This is a genomic window from Aeromonas sp. SCS5 (assembly GCF_001887375.1).
GTDB lineage: Bacteria > Pseudomonadota > Gammaproteobacteria > Enterobacterales > Aeromonadaceae > Aeromonas > Aeromonas jandaei.
The window spans coordinates 1-329 of sequence record NZ_LFCS01000041.1 but is presented as its reverse complement, the minus strand read 5'-3'; the positions used below and the strand labels follow the sequence as shown (position 1 = coordinate 329).

The 329-nt window shown below is 48.3% G+C and carries 2 tRNA genes; both read right to left on the bottom strand.

From position 1 onward, the window contains the following. Positions 1–115 precede the first annotated feature (115 nt). Positions 116–191: transfer RNA gene (locus BS300_RS20875), tRNA-Ala, on the bottom strand. Positions 192–201: 10 nt separating this feature from the next. Next, a tRNA-Ile gene (locus tag BS300_RS20870) sits at positions 202–278 on the bottom strand. Positions 279–329 lie beyond the last annotated feature (51 nt).

Genomic DNA, 329 nt, shown 5'->3' with positions numbered 1-329 from the left:
TTAAATCAGCTTTCCAGATTGTTAAAGAGCAAACTTCATAAAGAAGTCAAAGACATAGACTGAACATATCGTCCAATTCATGGCTTTTGCTTCTCGCAAAATTCAGTACGGATTATGGTGGAGCTATGCGGGATCGAACCGCAGACCTCCTGCGTGCAAAGCAGGCGCTCTCCCAGCTGAGCTATAGCCCCGTAATCGAAGTGGTGGGTCTGAGTGGACTCGAACCACCGACCTCACCCTTATCAGGGGTGCGCTCTAACCACCTGAGCTACAGACCCACTTCGTGTACTGTCTCTAAACTTGAATCAAGGCAATCTGTGTGAACACTC